17 protein-coding genes are annotated in these 18,833 nt (G+C 63.8%); 16 read left to right on the top strand and 1 reads right to left on the bottom strand.

Annotated elements, in window-relative coordinates; genetic code table 11:
* The first annotated feature begins 45 nt into the window (after window positions 1-45).
* The 14 genes from ATC04_RS12720 (at window position 46) to dapF (ending at window position 14,153) form a co-directional block, all read left to right on the top strand.
* Window positions 46-879 carry an ATP-binding cassette domain-containing protein gene (locus tag ATC04_RS12720; RefSeq protein ID WP_047121145.1) on the top strand — a complete coding sequence of 278 codons (834 nt, stop codon included), beginning with the start codon at window positions 46-48 and terminating at the stop codon, window positions 877-879.
* Window positions 876-1,574: an ABC transporter permease gene (locus ATC04_RS12715; protein ID WP_047121146.1), complete on the top strand. Its 699-nt coding sequence runs from the start codon at window positions 876-878 to the stop codon at window positions 1,572-1,574. Before ATC04_RS12720 ends, ATC04_RS12715 begins: the two co-directional genes overlap by 4 nt.
* Window positions 1,571-2,338, top strand: a complete 768-nt coding sequence (locus ATC04_RS12710) for an ABC transporter permease subunit (protein ID WP_082124109.1) — start codon at window positions 1,571-1,573, stop codon at window positions 2,336-2,338. Before ATC04_RS12715 ends, ATC04_RS12710 begins: the two co-directional genes overlap by 4 nt.
* Window positions 2,335-3,246, top strand: coding sequence for an ABC transporter substrate-binding protein (locus ATC04_RS12705; protein ID WP_047121147.1), 912 nt, complete (start codon window positions 2,335-2,337; stop codon window positions 3,244-3,246). Before ATC04_RS12710 ends, ATC04_RS12705 begins: the two co-directional genes overlap by 4 nt.
* Window positions 3,247-3,345: 99 nt before the next feature.
* Window positions 3,346-6,375 (top strand): DNA translocase FtsK, encoded by a 3,030-nt coding sequence (locus ATC04_RS12700; protein ID WP_047121148.1) that lies wholly within the window; start codon window positions 3,346-3,348, stop codon window positions 6,373-6,375.
* Window positions 6,376-6,380: 5 nt separating this feature from the next.
* Window positions 6,381-6,989, top strand: a complete 609-nt coding sequence (gene pgsA / locus ATC04_RS12695) for a CDP-diacylglycerol--glycerol-3-phosphate 3-phosphatidyltransferase (protein ID WP_047121149.1) — start codon at window positions 6,381-6,383, stop codon at window positions 6,987-6,989.
* Window positions 6,990-7,068: 79 nt separating this feature from the next.
* Window positions 7,069-7,551: a CinA family protein gene (locus ATC04_RS12690; RefSeq protein ID WP_047121150.1), complete on the top strand. Its 483-nt coding sequence runs from the start codon at window positions 7,069-7,071 to the stop codon at window positions 7,549-7,551.
* Between the two features lie 195 nt (window positions 7,552-7,746).
* Window positions 7,747-8,160: a helix-turn-helix transcriptional regulator gene (locus ATC04_RS12685; protein WP_047121151.1), complete on the top strand. Its 414-nt coding sequence runs from the start codon at window positions 7,747-7,749 to the stop codon at window positions 8,158-8,160.
* A gap of 62 nt (window positions 8,161-8,222) precedes the next feature.
* Window positions 8,223-8,486: a DUF3046 domain-containing protein gene (locus ATC04_RS12680; RefSeq protein ID WP_353580028.1), complete on the top strand. Its 264-nt coding sequence runs from the start codon at window positions 8,223-8,225 to the stop codon at window positions 8,484-8,486.
* A 233-nt stretch (window positions 8,487-8,719) separates the two neighbouring features.
* Window positions 8,720-9,772: a recombinase RecA gene (gene recA, locus ATC04_RS12675; RefSeq protein ID WP_047121153.1), complete on the top strand. Its 1,053-nt coding sequence runs from the start codon at window positions 8,720-8,722 to the stop codon at window positions 9,770-9,772.
* A gap of 98 nt (window positions 9,773-9,870) precedes the next feature.
* Entirely contained in the window at window positions 9,871-10,668 is a 798-nt protein-coding gene (locus ATC04_RS18885; protein WP_231735977.1) for a regulatory protein RecX, read from the top strand.
* A gap of 64 nt (window positions 10,669-10,732) precedes the next feature.
* On the top strand, window positions 10,733-12,262 hold the full coding sequence (gene miaB, locus ATC04_RS12665) for a tRNA (N6-isopentenyl adenosine(37)-C2)-methylthiotransferase MiaB (RefSeq protein ID WP_047121154.1): 1,530 nt from the start codon (window positions 10,733-10,735) through the stop codon (window positions 12,260-12,262).
* A gap of 4 nt (window positions 12,263-12,266) precedes the next feature.
* The gene (miaA, locus tag ATC04_RS12660) at window positions 12,267-13,184 is read left to right on the top strand and encodes a tRNA (adenosine(37)-N6)-dimethylallyltransferase MiaA (protein ID WP_047121218.1); all 918 of its coding nucleotides are present in this window, start codon (window positions 12,267-12,269) and stop codon (window positions 13,182-13,184) included.
* Window positions 13,185-13,223: 39 nt separating this feature from the next.
* Window positions 13,224-14,153: a diaminopimelate epimerase gene (dapF, locus tag ATC04_RS12655; RefSeq protein ID WP_047121155.1), complete on the top strand. Its 930-nt coding sequence runs from the start codon at window positions 13,224-13,226 to the stop codon at window positions 14,151-14,153.
* Between the two features lie 34 nt (window positions 14,154-14,187).
* On the opposite strand, the gene ATC04_RS12650 is transcribed toward dapF, so the two are convergent.
* Window positions 14,188-14,796 (bottom strand): methyltransferase, encoded by a 609-nt coding sequence (locus tag ATC04_RS12650; protein WP_047121156.1) that lies wholly within the window; start codon window positions 14,794-14,796, stop codon window positions 14,188-14,190.
* 420 nt (window positions 14,797-15,216) lie between these two features.
* Here ATC04_RS12650 and hflX point away from each other — a divergent pair, with 420 nt between their 5' ends.
* A complete protein-coding gene (gene hflX, locus ATC04_RS12645) occupies window positions 15,217-16,785 on the top strand; it encodes a GTPase HflX (protein ID WP_047121157.1) in 1,569 nt (522 codons plus the stop codon).
* Complete coding sequence (locus tag ATC04_RS12640; RefSeq protein WP_047121158.1) at window positions 16,778-18,775, top strand: ATP-dependent DNA helicase; 1,998 nt, start codon at window positions 16,778-16,780, stop codon at window positions 18,773-18,775. The genes hflX and ATC04_RS12640 overlap by 8 nt, the downstream gene beginning before the upstream one ends.
* The last annotated feature ends 58 nt before the right edge of the window (window positions 18,776-18,833 follow it).

Below are 18,833 nucleotides of genomic sequence, written 5' to 3'. Positions count from 1 at the left end.
GTCGCACCGTGCGCTGCAGATCCAGGATGCGGACGGTGTCCGCCCATGATCGAATTCGACGCAGTCAGCAAGAGCTACCCGGGCGGCACCACGGCGGTCAGCGATTTCTCCCTCGAAGTGCCAGCGCACCGCACCACGGTGTTCGTCGGATCCTCCGGGTGCGGCAAGACGACGCTGCTGCGCATGGTCAACCGCATGGTCGAGCCCTCCGCCGGGAGCATCAGGATCGACGGGCAGGACATCGGCTCCGGGTCCCCGGTCCAGCTGCGCCGCAGCATCGGCTATGTCATGCAGAACGCCGGGTTGCTCCCGCACTTCACCGTCGCGCAGAACATCGCCACGGTACCCAGGCTCAAGGGAACTTCCCGCGGCAAGGCCCGCAACCGGGCACTTGAACTGATGGCGACGGTGGGACTGGATTCCGGCTTGGCCGACAGGTATCCGCACCAGCTCTCCGGCGGCCAGCAGCAGCGCGTCGGCGTCGCCCGGGCGTTGGCCCCGGAACCGAACATCCTGCTCATGGACGAGCCCTTCGGCGCGGTGGACCCGATCGTGCGCACCGAACTGCAGCAGGAGCTGCTGCGGCTGCAGCGGGAGCTGGGCAAAACGATCATCTTCGTCACCCACGACATCGACGAGGCGTTCCTGCTGGGGGACCAGGTGGTCATCCTCTCCGAGCAGGCGCGGAAGCTGCAGGTGGGAACCCCCAGCCAGATCATCGAATCGCCGGCCAACGATTTTGTCGCCTCGTTCATCGGGGCCGAACGCGGGCAGCGCGCCCTGCGCCTGAAGCAGACGCCTACCGGCACGGTGCTGGTGGACCCCCAGGGCAGGACCCAGGGACGCCTGGTCGACGAGAACGACCTGGACCGGGCATGAACTGGATCCTGGAGAACCTCGACCTGATCGGGACGCTGGCCCTGGAGCACCTGCGCCAAAGCCTGTGGGCGATCGCCGCCGGCTTCCTGGTCTCACTGCCCCTGGGTTGGGCCGCCTGGCGCTACAAGGCGCTACGCGGACTGGTGGTGACCGGCACCGGCCTGCTCTACACCATCCCCTCGCTGGCGCTGCTCTTGATCCTGCCGGTCGTCACCGGAATGAGCGCCATCAGCGAAGCGAACCTCATCGTGGCGCTAACCATCTACGCGCTGGCCATCATGGTCCGCTGCGTGGTGGACGGCCTGGACTCGGTTGATCCGCAGACCCGCTCGGCCGCCATGGCCATGGGCTACGGCCCCGGCCGGCGCTTCGCCGCGGTGGAGCTTCCGCTGGCCGGCCCGGTGATCCTCGCCGGGCTGCGCGTCACCGCGGTCAGCACCATCTCGCTGGCCACCGTGGGCATCCTGGTCGGCGTGACCAACCTGGGTTACTTGTTCACCAACGGCCTGCAGCGGCGCATCATCCCCGAGGTGCTCGCCGGCGTCCTCGCGGTGGCGCTGATCGCGCTGCTCATCGACTTGCTGCTGGTGCTGGCCGGGCGCTGGCTCATGCCATGGACCGCCGCGCAGCCGCGGCGCGCACGGCGCGCACGCCGCGCACGGAACCGCGCCCCGCAGGCAGTGGGCACCCGATGAACCTGCTGCGCGAAGCCTTCACCTGGCTCACCGACCCCGCCCAGTGGAGCGGGCCGAACTCGCTGCTGCTCCTGCTCGGACAGCACCTGATGTACACGGCGCTCGCCGTCGCGATCGCCGCGGTCATCGCCATCCCCGCCGGCTGGGCCATCGGCCATACCGGACGCGGACGCGAAATCGCGGTGGCTGTCTCCGGGCTGGCCCGGGCCGTTCCCTCCTTCGGACTGCTGATCCTGCTGGTGCTGCTGGCCGGGGTGCTGCACAAGCCGGAAGCCGCGCTCATCACCTTCGTGCTGCTCGCCATCCCGTCCATCCTGGCCGGCGCCTATACCGGGCTTGAATCCATCGACCGCAAAACCATCGACGCCGCCCGCGCCATGGGCATGACCGAACGCGAGATCCTGGCCAAGGTCGAGATTCCCTTGGGCCTGCCGCTGCTGGTGGGCGGCCTGCGTTCGGCCATCTTGCAGGTGGCAGCCACCGTCACCATCGCCGCCTACGTCAACCTCGGGGGACTGGGCCTGCCGATCATCACCGGCCTGAACCTCAGGCGCTACGACATGGTGCTCGGCGGCGCGCTCATGGTCGCGGCGCTCGCGCTCATCCTGGAGCTGCTGATGGCCCTGGCCCAGAAGATGTCGGTTCCCCGCGGGCTGCGCAGCACCCGTGCCGGGGACCGCGACGCACCCGGCGAGCACGGCGCGGGTGACGGAAACACCCTCGAGTTACAGATAGATCGCCCCGTTGAAAGGACGCGAACATGAAGTTCCCAATGCACAAGGCCCGGGCGGCCTCGGTCCTGGCGCTGGCCGGAATGCTGGCGCTGGCCGGATGCGGTTCCAGCGATCCGCTGGCCAACGAGCCAAGCGCCGGAGCCTCCGGGGAATCGGACAAGAGCGTGGTCGTGGGCTCGCAGGCGTACTACTCGAATGAGATCATCGCGGAGATCTACGCCCAGGCGCTGGAGAAGGCAGGCTTCACCGTGGAACGGAAGTTCAACATCGGGCAGCGCGATGCGTACATGCCGCAGCTGGAGAACGGCAGCATCGACATCATGCCCGAATACACCGGCAACCTGTTGCAGTATTTCGAGCCGAAAACCTCAGCCCGCGCGTCGGAAGACGTGTATGACGAGCTCGGCAAGGCGCTGCCCGACTCCCTGGCGGTGCTGGACCAGGCCCAGGCCTCGGACCAGGATTCGTACACGGTCACGGAGAAGTTCGCCAAGGACAACAGCGTCTCGTCGATCGAGGATCTGGCCAAGGTGTCGCAGAAGCTCACTCTCGGAGGTCCGCCGGAGCTGGCCGAGCGGCCTTACGGCCCGAAGGGCCTGAGCAAGACGTACGGAGTCGACGTGGCATTCTCGGCCACGGGAGACACCACCGTGGAAGACCTGAACGCCGGAACGGTGAACGTGGCCAACGTGTTCACCGCCGACCCGCGGATCAAGACGGACAAGCTGGTGGTCCTGGACGACCCGAAGGCGCTGTTCCTCGCCTCCAACGTGGTCCCGGTGGTCGAAGCCGACAAGTCCGGAGAGCTCGCGGCAGTGATCAACCCGATCAGCGCCAAGCTCTCCGCCGAGGAACTGGTCAACCTGAATGTCCAGAGCACCGTGGACCAGAAGTCCGCGCAGGACATTGCCAGCGCGTGGTTGGGTAGCAACGGCTGAGCCTGCCTGACGGGGCGTGATTATTCTCTAGCGCCGAGGGAGCACCGGGTTCACGTGTAAATTCGGTGCGTTCCCAGCGGAGGGCGATACCCTAGAATCATGGCCCCACGTACCCAGTCTCAGGGGGCGAAGAAGCCAACGACGCGTAAACCCAAGGCGTCCGGCACCTCGTCCTCCAAGAAACCCGCCGAAAATCCGGAACAGGAACTGCCCCTGCCGCTGCGCATGATCCGCAGCGTGTGGATGGGCATCGCCCGGATCTTCGGTGGCGCCTTCCGACGCATCGGCGGCACCGTCAAGCCCGAGTACGAGCTGCGGCGCGACGGCACGGGACTCTTCCTCGCCCTGATGGCCATCGTCGTGGCGATCATCGAATGGTGGGGGCTGCGCGACGCGGGATGGTTCGGGACCGGAGTGCACGCGGTGGTCGGCGGCACGCTCGGCTTCATGGCCGTGCTGCTGCCGATCATCCTCTTCGTTGGCGCCTTCCGCCTGTTCCGCTACCCGGAGGCGGTGACCGAGAACAACCGCATCGGCATCGGCCTGCTGATCATGACGCTGTCCGGGTCCTCCATCGCTTCGCTGGCCAATGGCTCGCCGGCGGTGTCCGAGGACTTCGACGTGCTCTGGAATGCCGGCGGCATGGCCGGTTCCATCCTGGGCACCCCGCTGGGTCTGCTGATTTCGGTCCCCGGAGCCATGGCCGTCTTCATCTTCCTGGTGTTCATGTCGCTGCTGATCGTCACGGCCACCCCGATCACCCAGATCCCGACGCGCATCCGCGCCGGCTACAACCGGCTGCTGGGCCAGGATCCCGATGCCGAACGCCCGGCCCGCGCTTCCTCGCACGCCGGCGCCCGCGGCGGCGGCGAGCTGAACGCCGAGACCGAGGACCACGACCAGTCCTACCTCTACCCGCAGGAAGAGGAAACTCCGGCGCCGAAGAAAAAGAAGCCCGGCTTCTTCGAGCGCCGCGCCGCGGCCCGCAAGGTCACCGAGGTCTACGACGTGGACGGCCACGAGGACTCCGAGCGCAGCGGCGACGTCGCCTACGACAAGGCGGTCATCGACGAGGACTCGGCCGAGCCGGCCGACGCCGCCACCACCTCGCTGCCAGCGGTACACCGCAACCGCTCCTCGGAGGTCTTCGACGCCGACGAGGCGGCCACCCAGGCCTTCTCGCGGGAGCAGCTGGCCTCCGAGCACCCGACCGTCGCGCATCGCGCGGTGGACATCGAACCGGACCAGGACGCCCAGCCGGATCCGCAGACCCCGCCTCCGGGCGTGAAGCGCCCGACCAAGGCCGAGGCCGAGATGGCCCAGATCATGGAGAGCATCGGGCTGAAGGCCGAGCCTGAAGCCGCCACCAGCGCCATGGACCAGGTCTCCTCGCGCGCCGCCGGGCTCTCCGGCGCCCCGCAGCCGCCCATCCCTGCGCGCACCGAGCAGCTGCAGCTTTCCGGGGACATCACCTACACCCTGCCCTCGGCAGACTTCCTGCCGCCGGGCCCTCCGGCCAAGGAAGCCTCCGAAGCCAACCAGGTCGTGGTCGACGCGCTGACCAACACCCTGCAGCAGTTCAAGGTCGACGCCCAGGTCACCGGGTTCTCCCGCGGGCCGACGGTGACCCGCTACGAGATCGAGCTGTCCCCGGGCACCAAGGTGGAGAAGGTCACCGCGCTGTCCAAGAACATCTCCTACGCGGTGGCCTCCTCCGACGTGCGCATCCTGTCCCCGATCCCGGGCAAGTCCGCCATCGGCATCGAGATCCCGAATACCGACAAGGAAGTTGTGGCTCTGGGCGACGTGCTGCGCAGCCAGAATGCGCGCAAGACCGAGCACCCGATGGTCATGGGCGTGGGCAAGGACGTCGAAGGCGGGTTCGTCGTGGCGAACCTGGCCAAGATGCCGCACCTTCTGGTGGCAGGCGCCACAGGTGCGGGCAAGTCCTCGTTCGTGAACTCCATGATCACCTCGATCCTGATGCGCTCCACCCCTGACCAGGTCCGCATGGTCATGGTGGACCCCAAGCGCGTGGAGCTGACCGCCTACGAGGGCGTGCCGCACCTGATCACCCCGATCATCACCAACCCGAAGAAGGCTGCCGAGGCGCTGGGCTGGGTCGTGCGCGAGATGGACACCCGCTACGACGACCTGGCCAACTTCGGCTTCAAGCACATCGACGACTTCAACAAGGCGGTCAAGGCCGGCAAGGTGCACCCGCCCGAGGGTTCCAAGCGCGTGCTCAAGCCCTACCCGTACCTGCTGGTGATTGTCGACGAGCTCGCCGACTTGATGATGGTCGCCCCGCGCGACGTCGAGGACTCGATCGTCCGCATCACCCAGCTGGCCCGCGCCGCCGGCATCCACCTGGTGCTGGCCACCCAGCGCCCGTCCGTGGACGTGGTCACCGGCCTGATCAAGGCCAACGTGCCATCGCGCATGGCGTTCGCGACCTCCTCGGTCACCGACTCCCGCGTGGTGCTCGACCAGCCGGGCGCGGAGAAGCTGCTGGGCCAGGGCGACGCCCTGTTCCTGCCCATGGGCACCTCCAAGCCGATGCGCGTGCAGGGCGCCTGGGTCACCGAGTCGGAGATCCACCGCGTGGTGGAGCACGTCAAGGCCCAGCTGCAGCCCGAATACCGCGACGACGTCATGCCGGTCGCGGAAAAGAAGAAGATCGACGAGGACATCGGAGACGATCTGGAGCTGCTGCTGCAGGCCACCGAATTGGTGGTCACCAGCCAGTTCGGTTCCACCTCGATGCTGCAGCGCAAGCTGCGTGTGGGCTTCGCCAAGGCCGGCCGCCTGATGGACCTGATGGAGTCGCGCGGCGTAGTGGGCCCGTCGGAGGGCTCCAAGGCCCGCGACGTGCTCATCAAGCCGGACGACCTGCCGATGGTGCTGGCCGCCATGCGTGGCGACGATCCGTCCAGCACGCAGGCCACCGCCGCCGAGCAGGCGCTGGTGGACGAGGCGAATGTGAACCACGCGGATCCGGTGGCAGAATATGCCGAGGACCTGGTTGCCAAGGACCTGGATGACCGGCCGCAGGCCGTCGACTACTTCGACGGCTCCGACGACGAGGGCTCCGGCGAGGACGCCTGGGACCTGACAGGGAGAAACTGACCCGAATGAGTGAGCAAGCTTCGCACGAGCCGCCGAATCCGGTGCCGACGTTGAACATCGCCAACGTGCTGACCACGATCCGCATCATCATGGTTCCGTTCTTCATCTGGGCGCTGTTTGTGGACGACAGCACCCAGGGCACCTGGCGCTGGGTGGCGCTGGCCATCTTCGTGGTGGCCATGTACACCGACAAGCTGGATGGCGACCTGGCCCGCAGCCGCGGGCTGATCACCAATTTCGGCAAGATCGCCGACCCGATTGCGGACAAGCTGCTCACCGGCTCGGCGCTGGTCTGCCTGTCCATCCTGGCCGAGCTCCCATGGTGGGTCACCGTGACCATCCTGGTGCGCGAATGGGGCATCACCCTGCTGCGCGTGGTGGTCATCCGCTACGGCGTGATCGCCGCGAACATGGGTGGGAAGATCAAGACCGTGCTGCAGGCTGTGGTCATCGGGCTGTACCTGCTGCCGCTGACCCATACCGTCGGCTGGCTGCACGCGGTGGCCTGGGCCCTGATGCTGCTGACCGTGGCGGTAACCGTGGTGACTGGTGTCGAGTACATCTTCAAGGCCATCGCCCTGCGCAGCGCGTACAAGAAGAACGCACAGAACTAGCGCATTCCGGCAACCGACGAGCACCGGTGCGCATCGGGGACATTCCGGTGCGCACCATCCATATCCAGGGGAGTGACACATGAGGCACCAAGCACCAGCGGTGATTTCCATGGCCAGCGAGCACAAGCTCCAGCTTGCCACCGCCGAATCACTGACCGCCGGGCTGATCGCTGCCACCTTGGCCGAGGTGCCGGGCGCCTCTGCGGTGCTGCGCGGCGGGGTGGTCAGCTACTCCAGCGACGTCAAGGCCTCGGTGCTGGGCGTGGACCAGAAGCTGCTGGCGGAAAAGGGATCCGTTGATCCCGAGGTAGCACGCCAGATGGCAGTGGGAGCCCAGCGAGCCTGCGGGGCGGATCTTGCCGTTTCGGCCACTGGTGTCGCCGGCCCCGAACCGCATGACGGCAAATCCGTGGGCACCGTGTACATCGGCTGGGCGTCCGGAATCGAGTCCGGAGCCAGGGAGCACCATTTTGTGGGGGACCGCGCGCAGATCCGCGAGCAGAGCACCAACGCAGCCATCAACCAGCTGGCTGCCATATTGGGTAAAGCTTCTTCACAGTAAAGAGCGGAATACTACTTTTCCCGGGAATTTCCGCAATGAATCATCGATTTGTGGCGTACGTCGCAAATTTATGATTAGGGTGATAGCACGGGAACAAATTCGAATGACATGCCGTTGTACGAATTGTAGGGCCGCAAGGACGGCCCCCGTTATGAACAGATCTTCGAGATGGACCTAGGAGCAAAGGCTAAATTTATGGTCAAGCAACCCGTCACAGTCAATGGTGTTGTCCGTTGGCGCGATATGGGAGAAGCCCATATGGTCCAGCCCGTGAAGGAGGAGCACAAAATGGTAGTACTCCGTCATGAAATCGGTGACGTCCTGCGAGACGTCCGCCAGCGCCAGGGCCGAACCCTCCGCGAGGTTTCCCATAGCGCCCGTGTCTCATTGGGCTACCTGTCGGAAGTCGAGCGTGGACAGAAGGAAGCTTCCTCCGAGCTGCTCTCCTCCATCTGCTCCGCACTGGAGATTCCGCTCTCGCTCATGCTGCGCGAAGTATCCGAGCGCGTCGCACTGGCCGAAGGCATCGCGATCCCGGACACCGTTCCAACCGATATGGCCAACGAGTTCGCTGCAACCCGCAACGACAAGCCGCTGGCTTCGGTCTAAGCTTCACCGCTACTTACCAGGCCTCGGTAGGTGGGTGGTCCGACGGGCGAGGGCCCACGCAAATGCGTGGGCCCTCGCCTCATTCGTGGGAGGATATTCCAGTGAGACTTAGCGACTTCTGGCGGAACATGGAGAACGAATTCGGCCAGCGATATTCCCATGTTCTGGCCGATACCATGGCCCTGTCCGAATTGGACAGCCTGACAGCGAGCGATGCCCTGAAGAAAGGCATCACGCCGAAGCAGGTGTGGGAAGCGTTGTGCCGTGCGCAGGATGTGCCGGTGGACCGCTGGCTTGGTGTAGATATCGAGCCCAAGCAGTCCTAGGCAACGGCGGGCAGTTTCGAGTATTCGAAACATCCACATTGATTTTCGAACATCTATTCGGATAGAATCGTTTGTGAACGAGGCGGAACACGCCCGCGAAAACTTAAACTCTGAGTTTGTCCACACTTACCGGATCCACGGGTCCAAAGTGTCGGTAGGCGCTCATACTGTCTAATGCAGGACAAGAAATCGTGAGCAGGTCGATTGATGGCTTGCATGAGCAAAGGTGAACCATGGCAGCAAATAATGATCGGGAAAAGGCACTTGAGTCTGTCCTGGGCCAGATCGACAAGGCCTTCGGCAAGGGCTCGGTCATGCGCCTGGGTGATGAAACCCGCGCTCCCATTGAAGTAATTCCTACCGGTTCGGTTGCGCTGGACGTGGCTCTGGGCATTGGCGGACTTCCGCGCGGTCGTGTCGTGGAGATCTACGGTCCTGAATCCTCCGGTAAGACCACCGTTGCACTGCACGCCGTGGCAAGCGCCCAGCGCAATGGCGGCATTGCAGCATTCATCGATGCTGAACACGCTTTGGATCCCGAATACGCCAAGAAGCTTGGCGTGGACACCGACGCCCTGCTGGTTTCCCAGCCGGACACCGGTGAGCAGGCTCTGGAAATCATGGATATGCTTGTCGGCTCCGGCGCGCTGGACATCATCGTCATCGACTCCGTGGCCGCTCTGGTGCCGCGTGCGGAAATTGAAGGCGAAATGGGTGACAGCCACGTGGGTCTGCAGGCCCGACTGATGTCCCAGGCGCTGCGCAAGATCACCGGCCGCCTCTCGGCTTCGAAGACCACCGCGATCTTCATCAACCAGCTTCGCGAGAAGATCGGTGTCTTCTTCGGCAGCCCGGAAACCACCACCGGTGGCAAGGCCCTGAAATTCTACGCTTCGGTTCGCATCGATATCCGCCGTATTGAAACCCTCAAGGAGGGAACCAACCCGGTCGGCAACCGCACCCGTGCCAAGATCGTGAAGAACAAGATGGCGCCTCCATTCAAGCAGGCCGAATTCGACATCCTGTACGGTCACGGCATTTCCCGCGAGGGCTCGCTCATCGACATGGGTGTTGAGCACAACCTGGTCAAGAAGTCCGGCGCTTGGTTCACCTACGACGGCGACCAGCTGGGCCAGGGCAAGGAAAACGCCCGCCGCTTCCTGCGCGACAACCCGGATCTGGCTACCGAACTGGAGCGCCAGATCCTGCAGAAGCTCGGCGTCTTGCCAGCAGAAGAAGTGGAAGAAGACGAGACAGAACTGCGAGTCGTCGAGGGCGATCAGTAGTGAGCTCAGGCTTCAAACGACGTAGCGTTCGATCCGGATTCAATTCCGGGTCGGACGCTATGTCCGTTTCCAATGAATTTCAGGGAGACCTGGAAGACATGCCCGAGTGGGCCCGGCCAGACCCGGCCGAGCCAGAAGCTTCCCAACCGGCGAAGCCGGGCACCGGCGAAGCCGGCGCAAGGAAGGCTTCTTCAGACACGTTGGCACCAACCAACCGCCGGATCATCGCCAGCCTCCCGGCGCAGGAAAAGAAGAAGCCGGAAAGCGTCGACGAACTGCGTGCGGCGATGTACGAAATTCTTTCGGCTCCGGCTCCGGCGGCGCCCACCAAGAAAGAGCGCAAGGATGCCCGCGAGGCCAGGCGCGCGGCGCGTGAGTCAGGGGAAACCGACGAACTCAGCGACGACCAATGGCGTGAAAAAGCCCGCGGGATCCTGCTGCGGCAACTGACGGCCAGCGACAAAACCGCGAAACAGCTCAAGGACAAGCTCCTTGACAAGGACTGTCCCGAAGAGATCGCCGATGAGGTGATCGAGCGCTACGCAGAAATCAACCTCGTTGACGACGAACGTTTTGCCAAGACGTGGGTCGCTGCAAGGGCTCGTTCCCGTGGACTGGCGCGCGGCGCGATCAAACGTGAGCTGCGCACCAAGGGCGTCGACGACGAAACCGCAGCCGAAGCGCTGGAACAGATCGACGACGAAGCCGAAGAGCAGCGCGCACGGGAACTGGTCCGCGCCAAACTGCGGCCAGAATCAATGGGAGCGGACCGGGACAGGGCGCTGCGGCGCCTGGTCGGCCTGCTGGGGCGCAAGGGCTATAACGGCGGCATGGCTTTCAAGGTGGCCCGCGAAGAATGGGATGAACGCTTCGGACGGCACGAGGGGCAATACTGAGGATCGCCGCGCGCCGAGGATTGCCTTCGTTTCAGGGTCCCGGCGGATTCGGTAACCTTATAAGGTGAGCGAGCAACAACCGATTTCCAGCCCCCAGCCCCAAGACCATCCGCGCACCTACGAAGTGCGCACCTTCGGCTGCCAGATGAACGTCCACGACTCCGAGCGGCTCTCCGGCCTGCTTGAAGATGCCGGGCTTGCGCGGAAGCCGGAAGATTTGGCTGAAGAGGTCGCAGACGTCGTGGTGTTCAACACCTGCGCCGTGCGTGAAAACGCTGACAACAAGCTGTACGGCAACCTCGGCATCCTGAAGGGGGTCAAGGAATCCCGGCCAGGAATGCAGATCGCTGTCGGCGGCTGCCTGGCGCAGAAAGACCGCGACACCATTCTCAAGAAGGCCCCTTGGGTTGATGTGGTTTTCGGAACCCATAACATCGGCTCGCTGCCGGCACTCCTGAACCGGTCCCAGCACAACAAGAAGGCCGAACTGGAGATCCTCGAATCCCTCGACGTCTTCCCGTCGACGCTGCCCACCCGCCGGGAGTCCGTCTACGCAGGCTGGGTGTCGATCTCGGTTGGCTGCAACAACACCTGTACGTTCTGCATTGTTCCTTCCCTGCGCGGCAAGGAACGCGACCGTCGGCCGGGGGAGATCCTGGCCGAAATCCAGGCACTTGTCGACGACGGCGCCATCGAAGTGACGCTGCTGGGTCAGAACGTGAACTCCTACGGCGTCGAATTCGGCGACCGTCTGGCCTTTGGCAAGCTGCTGCGCGCCTGCGGTGAAATCGAAGGCCTTGAACGCGTGCGTTTCACCAGCCCGCACCCGGCGGCATTCACCGACGACGTCATCGAAGCCATGGCCGAAACCTCGAATGTCATGCCGCAGCTGCACATGCCGCTGCAATCCGGATCGGACCGCGTGCTCAAGCAGATGCGCCGTTCCTACCGTTCAAAGAAATTCCTCGGAATCCTGGACAAGGTGCGCGAGCGCATCCCGCATGCGGCGATCACCACCGACATCATCGTCGGGTTCCCCGGAGAGACCGAAGAAGACTTCCAAGCCACCTTGGACGTCGTGGAAGCTTCACGTTTTGCCTCGGCATTCACCTTCCAGTACTCCCAGCGCCCGGGCACGCCGGCGGCGACCATGGACGAGCAACTGCCCAAGGCCGTTGTCCAGGAACGCTACGAGCGACTGACTGCACTGCAGGACCGGATTGCCAAGGAGGAAAACGCCAAGCAGTTGGGACGCACCGTCGAGGTCATGGTCACCGAGCATGCCGGTCGCAAGGCTGAAACGACCCATCGGCTCTCCGGCCGTTCGCAGGATCAGCGCCTCGTGCACTTCTCGGTTCCCGAGGGCGCCCAGACGCCGCGCCCCGGCGACCTGGTCACCTTGCCGATCACCGAAGTAGCCGCCTTCCACCTGGTTTCTGACCCGACCGCGGAGCAATACCAGTTGCGCCGTTCACGGGCAGGGGATGCCTGGGACCGCTCGCAGGCCGACAGCTGCGGCGTGCCGGCTCCCGGCGCCAGCAGCGAGCCGGGACGCACCAACTTGGGGATGCCGACCCTGAAGGTGCGCAGCTAGCTTGATGGAAGCCACGCACCTTCCGGTCATTGCCGTGGTCGGTCCGACCGGAACCGGCAAATCGGATCTGGCCATCGCCCTGGCCCAGAACTTGAATGGCGAGATCGTCAATTCCGACGCGCTGCAGTTCTACCGGGGCATGGACATCGGTACCGCCAAACTCGCCGTCGACGAGCGAGGCGGAATCGAACACCACCTCATGGACATCATGTCCGTACGGGAAGAGGCATCCGTCGCAACCTTCCAGGCTCAGGCCCGCGAACGCTTCGAGGCGATCCGGGCCAAGGGCAAGGTGCCCGTCATGGTCGGCGGATCCGGACTGTACGTTCGTGCCGCGCTGGACGTCATCGACTTCCCGCCAACCGATCCACAGGTGCGGGCACGGCTCGAAGCCGAGGTCAAAGCCCATGGAGACGGAGAGGTGCGGCGCCGTCTGGCGGAGGTGGATCCGGTCTCCGCGGCGAGGAACCTCGACCAGCGGCGCGCCATCCGCGCCCTGGAGGTCTACGAAATCTCCGGCCGGGCGTTCAGCTCCTATATGCCCCAGCGCCAGTACTTCCAGCCTGCAGTCCAGATCGGACTAAATTACGAGCGCTCCGCGTTGCATGAAGCATTGGAAGCCCGGGTCCATAAAATGGATTCCAAGGGGCTGGCCCAGGAAGTCGCAGGACTGCTCGATTCGGGACTGCGCGAAGGCAAGACCGCTTCGCGGGCCATCGGCTATCAGCAGTACATCGATTTCCTGGACGGGAAGATCGAACGTGCCGAGGCCATAGAGCAGACCGTGGTCGCCACCCGGAAGTTCGCCCGCCGCCAGATCACCTGGTTCAATGCGGACGAACGCGTCTCCTGGCTCGACCCGACCAAGCCCGGTCTGCTCGACCAGGCGCTGGAGCTGGTGGCCCGGACCCAGCGGAACTGACGCAACTAGCGAACGAAGCACGAAACACGAGGAGCACGGATGTACCGCAGCGAACTTCAGCAGCTTGCAGGCCAGGCATTTGCCAAGGGCCATGCAACCGGAAACGACTTCGTCTTGCTCGCGGATCCCACGGGAGCACTTCAAATCACCGCCGAACAGGTGGCAGCCCTGTGCCACCGGCATTTCGGCATCGGTGGCGACGGGCTGATCCGTGCGGTGCCGACCTCCCAGGTGTCCGGTTATGAGCAGCAGTTCATCGAGCATCCCAAGGCCTACTGGTTCATGGACTACCGCAACAACGACGGCTCCATCGCCGAGATGTGCGGCAATGGAGTGCGCGCGTTCGTGCATTTCCTCATCGCCGAAGGCCTGGTCAATCTAGCGGTCGGCCAGAGCCTGCAGATCGGCAGCCGCGCCGGCGTCAAGGAAGTCACCCGGCTGGCGGACGGGTACGCAGCCAACCTGGGGCCATGGGGCCTGATCCATGAGGACCAGGCCGCCGCCGACTCGGTGGATTCGATGGTCCGCCCCAGCGGCTGGGAACAGGCGTTGCCGGCGCTGAGCATCACGATGGGCAATCCGCACACCGTGGTAGCGCTTCCGGACCAAGGCATGCTGGAAGATCTGGAGCTCTTTATTGCCCCGGAAGTCTCGCCGGCCCCGCCCCACGGAACCAACGTGGAATTCGTGGTTCCCGCCGAGCCGCTGATCGAAGACGGCCGGGCCAGAGTGAAGATGCGCGTCCACGAACGCGGGGTAGGGGAGACGCTGTCCTGCGGCACCGGAGCTTGCGCGGCCGCCGCTGCGATGCGCTACTGGGCGCGCGGCACCGCCTTGATCAATGATTGGTCGGTTGAAGTTCCCGGAGGCACGGTCGGGGTTGCATTCCTTGCCAACGGCGATCGGGAAGATACCATCCTGAGCGGGCCGGCGGAACTGGTCACGCGCGGGATCATCAGCCGGGACTAGCAGGCGGGCCACACAGCCAACTGGCACGGCGAAGCTACTGGGCCGGGCGTGAAACCTGCAAAACGCGGAAGGCCTTTGCCGTGGCTTCACGGGTGACGCGCCAGTCGTTTGGCAACTGCTCGACCAACCATTTCTGGAGGGAATCGCTGCCCAAGTTCTTCTGCACTACCATCCAGGCCTCGCCACCCGGCGCCAGCCGCGGCAGCCAAAGCAGCAGAAGTTCATGCAGGGCTTCCTTGCCGATGCGGATCGGCGGATTCGACCAGATCGTGTCGAATTCAAGCTCCGGGTCCACAGTTTCCGGCCGGCCGACCACCACGTTGTCCAGGCCCAAGCTCTGCGCATTCAGGCGGGCCAGCTCGATGGAACGCTCATTGACGTCGACGCCGTAGACTTCCGAACCGGGGCTTTGCTCGGCCGCGGTAATCGTGATGGGTCCCCAGCCGCAGCCGATGTCCAAGATGCGGCCACGCGGCGCCGGAACGTTCTTCAACAGCACCTCGGTGCCCTTGTCCAAACCGGAAGGCGAGAAGATGCCGGCTGCGGTCTGGATCTTGCGAACGGTGCCGTTCAACTCGACTGAAATCGTGCGGCGTTCATCGGCCGAGGCGGGGCTGGCGCTGAAGTAGTGATCCGAGCTCATACTGCAAAGTTTATCGTTGCGTGCGCACGGGCCAAATATGGGCGGAGGCAACGTGACAAAGCCAATATGTACCAGGCCGCACAAGACTGATAGAGTTTTGTCTATGACTTTGTTCTTCGTCTAATACGTAGCCCACACGGTTACCCGTGATTCCCGAATCCCCGGCGCTGGTCTTGCGCGCCCGGACGGCGGAATCCGCAGGCGGCAAAGTCTTTTCTACTTTCCAGACTCCCAAGTGTGTTGGGGTCTTCACCTTGCCTTTGCGTTTGCGTAACCGCATCACCATCAGCACCGAATGCTGCTACCGATTTCTGCAAAGGATACTCAATGACCAACGAACACCTTGAAACCGACCGCGCCACGTCGCGAAGTGGGGGTGCCCCGCACTATTCTGGAAAGCGAAGTACTTCAAAGGAGACCATGACTAACTCCGAGTCACACGAACACGATCCATCGTCGATGGACGACGCCCAGATTCAGGCCGCCATCGACCGCATCCTTGCGGCAGACGAGGCCCAGGGGCCTCAGGTGCAGCATTTCGCATCCGATGATGAATCCATTTTCTCTGGTCAGGCGACCGCCCTGAACCGTTTTTCCTCCGGCTATTCCACCTATGACGGTGAGCAGGACGACCTGGCCGAGCGTCGCGCCCTGCGACGCGTTGCAGGCCTCTCTACGGAGCTCGAAGACGTCACCGAGGTGGAATACCGTCAGCTGCGCCTTGAACGTGTGGTGCTGGCCGGAGTCTGGACCGATGGAAGCGTCACCGAAGCGGAGAATTCGCTGCGCGAATTGGCAGCGCTAGCGGAAACCGCAGGCTCGGAAGTACTCGACGGTGTTGTGCAGCGCCGCAGCAAGCCAGACCCGTCGACGTATCTGGGCTCGGGCAAGGCCATGGAGTTGCGCGAGATCGTAGCCTCCACTGGCGCCGATACCGTGATTGTCGATGCCGAACTGGCCCCGTCGCAGCGCCGTGCGCTGGAAGACGTTGTCAAGGTCAAGGTCATCGACCGCACCAGTTTGATCCTGGACATCTTCGCGCAGCATGCGAAGTCCCGTGAAGGCAAGGCCCAGGTCGAACTGGCCCAGCTGGAATACCTGCTTCCGCGTCTGCGTGGCTGGGGCGAATCCATGTCCCGCCAGGCCGGCGGCCGGGTGGGCGCCGCGGGCGGCGGCATTGGTTCGCGTGGCCCGGGTGAAACCAAGATTGAAATGGATCGCCGCCGCATTCGCGACCGCATGGCAAAATTGCGCCGTGAGATCAAGGCGATGAAGCCGGCCCGAGAAGCCAAGCGCGCAAACCGCCGCCGCAACGAAGTTCCCGCGGTCGCCATTGCCGGCTATACCAATGCCGGGAAGTCCTCCCTGCTGAACCGACTGACCAATGCCGGGGTCTTGGTGGAGAACGCGCTGTTCGCCACCCTGGATCCCACGGTGCGGCAGGCGGCCACCGAGGACGGGCTGACCTACACGCTGGCGGATACGGTGGGTTTCGTGTCCAACCTGCCAACGCAGCTGGTGGAGGCTTTCCGCTCGACGCTGGAGGAAATTGCGGATTCCGACCTGATTCTTCACGTTGTTGATGCCTCGCATCCGGATCCGGAAGGCCAGATCCAGGCAGTGCGTACGGTGCTGGGCGAAGTCGATGCGCTGAACATTCCCGAGATCATCGTGCTGAACAAGGCTGATGTGGCTGACCCATTTGTTATTGAAAGGGTCCGAAACCGCGAATCCAACACCGTGGTTGTCTCGGCACACACCGGTGAGGGAATCAAGGAGCTTCTGGCGAAGGTCAGCTCTTCAATTCCGCGCCCGGGAGTGCAGATGGAAGTGCTGATCCCATATAACCGCGGGGATCTGATCGCGAAACTTCATCAGAGTGAGTCTGAAATCCTTGAAAGCGAGCATCTGGAGAACGGAACCAGATTAATCGTCAAGGTACGAGAATCGTTGGCAGCAGAGTTGGAGACTTTCAACCTTCATGGATAAGCAAGAGCAGGCCCTTGACCTGCTGGAAGCCGCAGTAACTTCCATGGGCGGCGCCATGCGCGCCGGCCAGCAGGAAATGGTCAAGCACGTTGTATCGGCGCTGGAAGACGAAGAGCATCTGCTGGTGCAAGCAGGAACCGGTACGGGCAAGTCCATGGGCTACCTGATCCCGGCACTGGCACACGCCCAGACCAGCGCCAAACCGGTAATCGTATCGACTGCAACCTTGGCGTTGCAGTCGCAGATCGTCGGACGTGACGTACCTCGGCTCCTGGAGTCTCTCAAAGGCAAGCTTTCGCGACCCATGGACGTGGCCCTGCTCAAGGGCCGCTCCAACTACCTCTGCCAGTACAAGCTCGGCGGCGGATACCCGGAAGACGACGAAGGCACGTTGTTCTCCATGGATGAGCCCGCCGCGCCCAGGGGACAGACATTTTCCCCGCTGGCCAGCGAAGTCATGAAGCTTCGCGAATGGGCCGAGCGCACCGACACAGGGGACCGGGACGAACTGGTCCCCGGAGTCAGCGACAAGGCATGGAAACAGGTTTCGGTGTCCGCCATGGAGTGCCTTGGCTCCCAGAAATGCCCTATGGCCGATGAATGCTTCTCAGAGATGGCCCGCGCCCGGGCCGCCGAATCCGACGTGGTGATTACCAACCACGCCCTGCTGGCGGTCTCCGCCTTCGAAGGGCTGTCGGTGCTCCCGGACTTCGACGTCGCCATCATCGATGAGGCCCACGAGCTCCAGGACCGCGTCACCAGCTCGGTCTCAGGGGCGCTGTCGGCTCGTATGGTGCTCACCGCAGCGGGCGGGGCCAAGCGCCATTGCGCCGTCAACGTTGACGAATTGGTCAAAGCCACCAACAGACTTGAAAAGGCCTTGACCGGCGTACCGACCGGGTTGTTGCAGACCGGCCTGCGCGAGGACATGGGAATCGCCCTGAACGACATCGTGGAACAGGCCCGGCTCATTCTCGCATTGACGAAGCCTGAAGCCAACGCGCCGGCCGATGGTGGTCGCCAGACCGCCAGGTCGCAAATGCAGGCCGTCATGGATGACGCCATCCGCATGCTCGAAGCCGAAGACCGCCGGGAGGTGCTCTACACGACCCGTCCGCGAGAATTTGTCGAAGGCCGCGGCTATGTCGAGGCGGATGACAACCAGCCGGCGACACTTAACGTGGCACCGCTGTCCGTGGCCGGAAAACTGCGCGAAGGACTCTTTGACGGTCGTACCGTCATCTTGACCAGCGCCACCTTGGCCATCGGCGCGCAATTCGACTCGGTGGCCGGTTCACTGGGGCTCATGGGTGCCGGTGCACCGTCATGGACAGGCATCGACGTCGGCAGCCCATTCGATTATCCGAAGCAGGGCATCTTGTATGTCGCCAAGCACCTGCCCAAACCCGGCAGGCAGCTTGCCGCCGAGACCCTGGACGAAATCGAGGATCTGATCAAGGCTTCGGGCGGCGGCGCGTTGGCGCTGTTCACCTCGAAGCGTTCTGCCGAAGAAGCGGCGGCGATCTTGCGCGAGCGCCTCGACGTCGAGATCCTCTGCCAGGGTGATGCGAGCATGAAGTCTCTGGTAGCGCAGTTTGCCGAGGAACGGGACACTTGTCTCTTCGGCACCATGACTCTCTGGCAGGGCGTAGACGTGCCTGGCGACTCCTGCCGTTTGGTTATTATCGACAAGATCCCGTTCCCGCGTCCGGACGATCCGATCTCCAAGGCCCGCACCGAAGACGTGCAGAAGCACGGCGGTAACGGTTTCATGCAGGTTTCGGCCACACACGCCGCGATCCGTCTGGCCCAGGGCGCTGGCCGGTTGATTCGTTCCGTGTCGGACAAGGGCGTCGTGGCAATCCTCGACTCACGCATGGCTACCGCACGCTACGGCAGTTTCCTCAAGGCCTCGTTGCCGCCGATGTGGCCCACCGTGGACAAGAAGACCATCACCGGTGTCCTCAAGCGGATGGACCCGAACCGCTAGATCGGTATTGGTTCATTCCGCGGAAGCCGGCACGGCTGAGCCCGTGTCGAAGCAAAGA

The sequence above is a fragment of the Arthrobacter sp. YC-RL1 genome, from assembly GCF_001454985.1.
In the GTDB taxonomy this organism is placed as follows: domain Bacteria; phylum Actinomycetota; class Actinomycetes; order Actinomycetales; family Micrococcaceae; genus Glutamicibacter; species Glutamicibacter soli.
The sequence above is the reverse complement of the archived record's forward strand: the minus strand, read 5'-3'. Positions and strand labels throughout refer to the sequence as shown.